The 7,508-nt window shown below is 66.1% G+C and carries 6 protein-coding genes and 1 pseudogene; 5 read left to right on the top strand and 2 right to left on the bottom strand.

The annotated features are described in order from the left end of the window. Window positions 1–490, bottom strand: a 490-nt coding sequence (bioD, locus tag ACLPJJ_RS11015) for a dethiobiotin synthase (RefSeq protein WP_443591026.1), incomplete at its 3' end; no start/stop codon positions are given. Between the two features lie 70 nt (window positions 491–560). On the opposite strand from bioD, the gene bioB reads away from it, so the two are divergent. The 4 genes from bioB to ACLPJJ_RS10995 are packed head-to-tail and all read left to right on the top strand — an operon-like array spanning window position 561 to window position 5,735. Then, window positions 561–1,520 carry a biotin synthase BioB gene (gene bioB / locus ACLPJJ_RS11010; protein ID WP_443591025.1) on the top strand — a complete coding sequence of 320 codons (960 nt, stop codon included), beginning with the start codon at window positions 561–563 and terminating at the stop codon, window positions 1,518–1,520. After that, window positions 1,517–2,767: an adenosylmethionine--8-amino-7-oxononanoate transaminase gene (locus ACLPJJ_RS11005; RefSeq protein ID WP_443591024.1), complete on the top strand. Its 1,251-nt coding sequence runs from the start codon at window positions 1,517–1,519 to the stop codon at window positions 2,765–2,767. Before bioB ends, ACLPJJ_RS11005 begins: the two co-directional genes overlap by 4 nt. A gap of 34 nt (window positions 2,768–2,801) precedes the next feature. After that, window positions 2,802–3,287 (top strand): hypothetical protein, encoded by a 486-nt coding sequence (locus tag ACLPJJ_RS11000; RefSeq protein WP_443591023.1) that lies wholly within the window; start codon window positions 2,802–2,804, stop codon window positions 3,285–3,287. A 42-nt stretch (window positions 3,288–3,329) separates the two neighbouring features. Beyond that, window positions 3,330–5,735 carry a glycosyltransferase gene (locus tag ACLPJJ_RS10995; protein WP_443591022.1) on the top strand — a complete coding sequence of 802 codons (2,406 nt, stop codon included), beginning with the start codon at window positions 3,330–3,332 and terminating at the stop codon, window positions 5,733–5,735. Here ACLPJJ_RS10995 and ACLPJJ_RS10990 read toward each other — a convergent pair. Then, a pseudogene (locus ACLPJJ_RS10990) lies at window positions 5,732–6,616 on the bottom strand (YifB family Mg chelatase-like AAA ATPase); the annotation flags it as partial. The gene ACLPJJ_RS10995 and the pseudogene ACLPJJ_RS10990 sit on opposite strands and share 4 nt — an antisense overlap. Window positions 6,617–6,650: 34 nt before the next feature. Between ACLPJJ_RS10990 and ACLPJJ_RS10985 the strand changes: the two are divergent. Then, entirely contained in the window at window positions 6,651–7,433 is a 783-nt protein-coding gene (locus ACLPJJ_RS10985) for a recombinase family protein (protein WP_443591021.1), read from the top strand. The last annotated feature ends 75 nt before the right edge of the window (window positions 7,434–7,508 follow it).

Raw genomic sequence — 7,508 nt, 5'->3', positions numbered from 1 at the left:
GGAATGCCCCGGTGGTGATGGTGTGGCTGATGCTGCCGAGATAGGTGCCCGCGACCAGGATGACCGGAGTCTTCAGCGCCACGATGAGGTCGATGATCAGGTGATTGTCGTCCAGCGGCACGGCAGCGCCCCCCGCCCCCTCGATCAGCAGCGTGCCGCGCGCGGCGGCCATGGCGGTCTGGCAGAAGGTGACAACGTCGTTGAACATGATATGCCGGCCCTCGCGCACCGCGGCCATGTCCGGCGAGAGCGGGGCGGCGAAGCGCCATGGGCACACGGTGGCGATGTTCAGCGGGGTGACCGGCCGGCCCATGGCCTCCAGCAGCACGCCAGGGTCGGTGCCGGCGGGATTGTCTGGGTCGTAGCCGGAGAGAATCGGCTTGATCGCCGCGAAATCACGCTTCAATTCGCGCCCGGCGCGGATCAGGCCTGCCGTGACGTAAGTTTTGCCGATTCCGGTGCCGGTCCCGGTAATGAAATAGCTTGCCATGGTCTTCCTTTTGCCTCTCTTGAAGCATGGGATTAACCTGCCCTGCAATCGACGGATGGAGTAAGTTACGGTGCCTGATAGCCATATTGCCACAAAACCGCGCTGGACCCGCGCGGATGTTGCCGCCCTGCTGGCGCTGCCGTTCCCGGAACTGCTCTTCCGCGCCATGAGCGCGCACCGCGAGTATTTCGACCCAACCCGGATTCAGATCTCCACCCTCCTCTCGATCAAGACCGGCGGCTGCCCGGAGGATTGCGGCTATTGCCCGCAGGCGGCGGAGTACGAGACCGGCACCAAGGCGAACAAGCTGATGGCGGTGGACGCGGTGCTGGAACAGGCGCGCGCGGCCAAGGAGAAGGGCGCTGGGCGGTTCTGCATGGGTGCTGCCTGGCGCAGCCCGAAGGAGCAGGACCTGGACACGGTGTGCAGCATGATCTCGGGCGTGAAGGCGATGGGGCTGGAAACCTGCGTGACGCTGGGCATGCTCACCCGCGAGCAGAGCGGCAAGTTGAAGGGTGCCGGGCTGGATTACTACAACCACAACCTGGACACCTCGCCCGAGTATTATGACAAGGTCATCACCACCCGCACCTACCAGGACCGGCTGGATACGCTGGAGGCGGTGCGCGATGCGGGCATCAATATCTGCTGTGGCGGCATTGTCGGCATGGGCGAGGATGAGAGCGACCGCGCCGGGCTGATCGCCACGCTGGCCAGCCTGGATGTGCCGCCCGAATCCGTGCCCATCAACGCGCTGGTGGCGGTGGAGGGCACGCCGCTCGCCAAATCCGAGAAAATCGACCCGATCGACTTCGTGCGCGTGGTGGCGGCGGCGCGCATCACCATGCCGGGCAGCTATGTGCGGCTTTCCGCGGGGCGCGAGGCGATGAGCGACGAGGCGCAGGCGCTGTGCTTCCTGGCCGGGGCGAACTCGATCTTCCACGGCGAGAAGCTGCTGACGACGAAGAACGCCACGGTGAACCATGACGAGGCGCTGTTCGCCAAGCTGGGGATGCAGCCGGAGTCGTGACCTGGTTGACTGAGGGCTGGCGGCATGTCTGGCTGCCATACGCCCAGATGCAGACCGCCCCGCTGCCGCTACCGGCGGTGCGAACCGAGGGTAGCCGCATTCACCTCGAAGACGGGCGGGTGCTCATCGACGGCATCGCCTCCTGGTGGACGGCCTGCCATGGCTACAACCATCCGCATATCCGCGCGGCGGTGGCCGAGCAGCTGGAGCGCATGCCGCATGTGATGTTCGGCGGGTTGGGGCATGAACCGGCCTACCGCCTCGCCACGCGCCTCGCGGCACTCATGCCGGGCTCGCTGAACCGGGTGTTCTTCACCGATTCCGGCTCCGTGGCGGTGGAGGTGGCGATCAAGATCGCCGTGCAGTCCCGCCTCAACCGGGGCGAGCGCGGGCGGACGAAGATACTGGCCTTCACCGGCGGCTACCATGGCGACACGCTGGGCACGATGGCGATCTGCGACCCCGAGGAGGGGATGCACTCGATGTTCTCCGGACTGCTGCCGGAGCATCCGGTGGTGCCGTTGCCGCGCGACGAGGCGAGCATCGCCGCGTTCGAGTCCTTCCTGGAGCAGCATGCCTCAACACTGGCCGCCATTATTGTCGAGCCGCTGGTGCAGGGCGCGGGCGGCATGGTGCTGCACGAGCCGGAGGTGCTGAAGCGCCTGCGCAAAGCCGCCGACCATTACGGGCTGACGCTGATCTTCGACGAGATATTCACCGGCTTCGGCCGCACCGGCACCATGTTCGCCTATGAGCAGGCGGGGGTGGCACCGGACATCGTCACCCTCTCCAAGGCGCTGACCGGCGGCACTTCCCCGCTCGCCGCCACCATCGCCACGGATGAGCTGTTCGAGGCGTTTCTCTCGGACAGCCCGACGACCGCGCTGATGCATGGCCCCACCTTCATGGCCAATCCGCTGGGCTGCGCCGCGGCCAATGCCTCGCTCGACCTGTTCGAGACCGAGCCGCGCCTTGAGCAGGCCGCCGCGATCTCGGCGCAACTAAGGCGCGAACTTGAGCCCTGCCGGGGGCTGCCGGGGGTGAAGGATGTGCGCGTGCTGGGGGCCATCGGCATGGTCGAGCTGGAGCGGATAGAAAACCCAGCGGCGCTGCGTCAGGCCCTTGTGAAGCAAGGGGTTTGGATACGGCCGTTCCGCAATATCCTCTACCTCACCCCGGCGTTCACCATCTCGCCGGAGGAGCTTTCCACGCTCACCCGCGCCATAGGCACGGTTCTGGCGGCTTGACCAAAGCGCGCCGGGGTTGCAACCCCGGCGCGCAATGCCGCGTCCCGCACACGAGATTTTGCGCCCAGATTCCCCGGTGAAACCCGCCTGGGGCGTGTTCGACACCGGCTGGTACCTGCACCACTACGCCGACGCGCGGGCGGTTTGCGCCGACAAGCCGGCGGAGGCGGCGCTGGACTATTACCTGCGTATCGGTGTGCGGCTCGGCCACAGTCCCAACCCGGTGTTCGACGAGCTCTACTACCTCGCCCGCAACCCGGACATCGCCGAACTGGTGCGCGAGGGCGCCTATGCCTCGGGGTTCGACCATTACTGCCAGCACGGGCATCGCGGCGTCTCCCCGCACTGGCTGTTCGACGATGCGCTCTACGCGGATTTGTACGAGGACATGACGCTGGAGATCCTCGACGCGCATGGCTGTTACGGGCGCTACGACCATTATCTGCGTTCCGGCCAGCGCGAGCGGCGCATGGGACATTTCCTGTTCGACGGGATGTTCTACCGCGAGCGGGCGATCTAGGCCGGGGCCCAGCCGGAAGAAATCGACGGGCCGGGGCCGTATGTGCATTTTCTGGCGACACTCGGCGGGGATGAGTTGGCGCCGTCGGTCTATTTCGACCCGGCCTGGTATGTGGAGCATCACCCCGGCGCCAAGGCGGAGATCCTGCGCGGGCGGTATAGCTGCGCCATCCAGCATTACCTCACCAACGAGGCGCCGGAGGGGTTCGACCCGGTGCCGCACTTCTCCGAGCGCTTCTACCGGCGGCGCTACCCGGACATTGCGGCGGCGATCGAGGCCGGGCTGTACCGCAACGCCTACCAGCAATTCGTGCAATATGGCTGCTTCGAGCTGCGCCAGCCCAGCCCGGATATCGACCTCGCCTATTACCGCGACATGCATGAGCGCGTGCGCAACGATCTCAACGCCGGTGCGGTGCGCGATGCCTTCGCGCATCTGCGGCTGGTGGGCCTGCGCGAGAGCCTCGCCTACTGCCCGCCCGAGGCGCCGCCCGCGCTGGACGAGGCCGGCACGCGCGAGGCGTTCCTGAAAAAAGCCCGGGCGGATCTGGCGATTTTCGCGCGCCAAAAGCTGGATTTCAGCCATGGCGGGGAACCGGCGCTCAGCGTCATCCTGGTGGCGCATAATCGGTTCGAGCTGACCATGCGGGCACTGGCCTCGCTGCGGCGGAATTTCGGGGGCGGTATCGAGCTGATCGTCGTGGACAACGCCTCCACCGACGATACGCGCCGCATCGGCACCTATGTGCCTGGGGCGCGGGTTTTGCGGAACGAACAGAATCTTGGCTTCCTCCGCGCCGCGAATCTGGCGCTGGCGCATGTCACCGCCCCGGCGCTGCTGTACTTGAACAACGATGTCGAGCTTGGGCATGGCGCTGTGGCTACGGCGCTGAAGCGCTTGGGGAGCGCCGGGGATATCGGCGCGGTGGGTGCGAAGATCATCCGTAGCAACGGGCTGCTGCAGGAGGCGGGGTCGATCATCTGGAACGAGGGTACGACGGTCGGCTACCTGCGTGATGCCCCGCCGCTGGCGCCGGAGGCCAACTTCGTGCGCGATGTGGATTACTGCTCCGCCGTGTTCCTGCTCTGCCGCAGCGCGCTGGTGCAGCAGCTTGGCGGGTTCGATGAAAATTTCGCCCCCGCCTATTACGAGGACGCGGATCTGTGCGTGCGGATGATCGGGGCCGGGTACCGTGTGGTGTACGACCCGGCGGTGACGCTGGAGCATATGGAATTCGGCAGCGCCGCCACCACCGAGGCCTCGATGGCGCTGATGCGGCGGGGTAAGCGCATCTTCAAGGCCAAGCACGCCGCGTTTCTGCAAGACCAGCACGCGCCGCAAAACCTCATCGCGGCGCGGAGCCGGAGCCATAAGCCGCGCGTGCTGTTCATTGAGGATACCGTGCCGCTGCGCCGCTTGGGCTCGGGCTTCGTGCGCTCCAACGACATCGTCCACGCCATCGCGGCGGCGGGGTACGAGGTGCATGTGTACCCCATCAACAGCGCGCCGTATGATTACATGAGCCTGTATGGCGAGCTGCCGGAGACGGCGGAGGTGCTGGCCGGGCGGGATTTTTGCACCCTGCCGGAATTCCTGGCCGGGCGGCGCGGGGCGTACGATCTCATCTGGGTGGCGCGCACGCATAATCTGACGCGGGTCTTGCCGCTGCTGGAAACGGCGAAGGTGAAGGCGCCGATCATTCTGGACACCGAGGCGATCGCCAGCGTGCGGGAGGCTTTGCGGGGTGGGCTTGATTTCCCCCAGGCATTTGCGGCGGAATTCGCCAGCGCGGGGGCGGCGGCGATGGTGCTGGCGGTGAATGCGCGCGAGGCCGGGCTGCTGGCGGCCTCGGGGCTGCCCAATGTTGCGGTGCTGGGCACGGCGCGGCGGCCCAGCCCCACCCCACGCGGCTTTGGCGAACGCGAGGGGCTGCTCTTCGTCGGCGCCATGCACCAGGAGGACAGCCCGAACCTGGACGCGCTGCGCTGGTACGCCGAGGCGATTTATCCCGCCTTGGCCGAATTTGGTGAAGCCCCAGTGCTGCATGCGGCCGGGCATGTGGCGCGTGGCGTGGTGCTGGATGGCTTGGCGGACCATCCCGGCATTTGTTGGCATGGCGAGCTGGACGATCTTACCCAGCTCTACGATCAGGCCCGGCTGTTCATCGCCCCCACGCGTTTTGCCGCGGGCACGCCGTACAAAATCTACGAGGCCGCCGCGTTCGGCCTGCCTTGTGTCGTCACCAGCCTGCTGGCCACGCAACTCGGCTGGGGCGCGGAACTGCTCACCGCCGACGGCCCGCGCGGCTTCGCGGCCCAGATCGCTCGGCTCTACCGCAATGAACCGCTCTGGACAGCAATGCGGGCGAACGCGCTCTCGCGGCTTGAGCGCGAGCACGGCCCGGAGGCTTTCGCTGCCCGTGTCGCGGACATCCTCGCGGCGGTTTAGGCTTTCACCGGCGTCCGCCCGGGTTGGCGGTGGCGGTAGGCCAGCGCCTCGGCGACATGGGGCTTCTGCACGGCCTCGCTCCCGGCAAGGTCGGCGATGGTCCGGGCCACCCGCATGGCGCGGATGAAGCCGCGTGCCGAGAGCCGCAGCCGCGTTGCCGCGTGTTCGAGGAATTCCTTGGCCTCGGGGGAAAGCTCGATCAGCTCGCCACCGGCCTCGGCATTGCTGGCGGGCCCGTCCTCGCCATAGCGCGCGCGGCTTCTGGCCCGGGCGGCGGCGATGCGCGCGGCCACAACGGCGGTGGATTCGCCGGGCGGCGCCCAGGAGAGTTCCTTCGGTGAAAGCGGCGTGATCTCGATGACGATATCCATGCGGTCCAGCAGCGGGCCGGAAAGCTTGCCCTGGTAATCCTCACCGCAGCGCGGGGCGCGGCCGCATTCACGCGCGCCATCGCCAAGGTAACCGCAGCGGCACGGGTTCATCGCCGCCACAAGCTGGAACCGCGCCGGGTAGGTGATATGCGCGCTCGCGCGGGAGACAGTGGTGTGCCCCGCCTCCAGCGGCTGGCGCAGCGCCTCCAGCGTGGCGCGGGGGAATTCGGGCATTTCGTCGAGGAACAGCACGCCGCGATGCGCGAGCGAGACCTCGCCCGGCTTGGCGCGGTTGCCCCCGCCCGCGATGGCGGCCTGGCTGGCGGAATGGTGCGGCTCGCGGAAGGGCGGGCGGGTGATGAGCTGGCCATCGCGCAGCATCCCGGCCACGGAATGCACCATGCTCACCTCCAACGCCTCGCGGGGTGTAAGGTCCGGCAGCAGCCCCGGTAGCCGTGCTGCGAGCATGGATTTGCCGCCGCCGGGCGGGCCGATCATTAGCATATTATTGACGTGGAGACCTATTATTCATATGCGAAGTACAATGAGCAAACAAAACATACTTCGGAAGGCATACAGCTATTTGCGCTTCTCGACGCCAGAGCAGGCAAGAGGCGACAGCTTCAGGCGTCAGACGGACTTGGCTTTAGACTACGCAAACCGCCATGATCTCGAGCTGGATGAAGTCCTGTCATTCCACGACCTAGGAGTTTCAGCGTACCGAGGCAGTAACGCCGAGACAGGGCAGCTTGGCGCACTCCTTGAAGCCGTACGGGTCGGCTTGATAGCGCCAGGGTCGGTTGTTCTCGTAGAAAGTCTTGACCGTATATCGCGCCAAGCCGCGCGGAAGGCGCTTCGGGTCATCGAGAGCATCGTCGAGACCGGCGTTTCCGTTGTGACCCTCAGTGACGGGCGTGAATACACAGCTACAAGCCTCGACAACGACCCTCTAAGTTTGATGATGGCACTGCTCACGTTCGTCCGGGCAAACGAAGAGAGCGCCACCAAGGGTCGCCGCGTAGCTGCTGCGTGGGCGGCCAAGCGGGCATGTGCTAATCAGCAGCCGCTAACGTCTCGTTGCCCGGGATGGATTCAACTAGACCTAGAGAGTCGGACTTTTGTCCTAATTCCGGACCGCGCGGCTATCGTCCGCCGGATGTACGATGAAGCACTATCCGGACGGGGTACAGCGGCGATTGCACGGCGCTTGAATGTCGAGGGGGTGCCGGTGTTCGGCGATGGCAGCCGCAAGGGCGCTATGTGGCATGACAGCTATATCGTAACCGATGCGAGGACACCCACGGTGTGTGATGTTGATCTACGGTGATATCTCTGCGACGCGTTGGGGCATCCAGAAGTCTCTGATTGATGGCACGACGACGGGTATGTCGTGATAGGCGAC

Origin of the sequence: Acidocella sp. (assembly GCF_052326845.1) — a bacterium.
Taxonomy (GTDB): domain Bacteria; phylum Pseudomonadota; class Alphaproteobacteria; order Acetobacterales; family Acetobacteraceae; genus Acidocella.
This window is presented reverse-complemented; position numbering and strand designations above follow the sequence as displayed.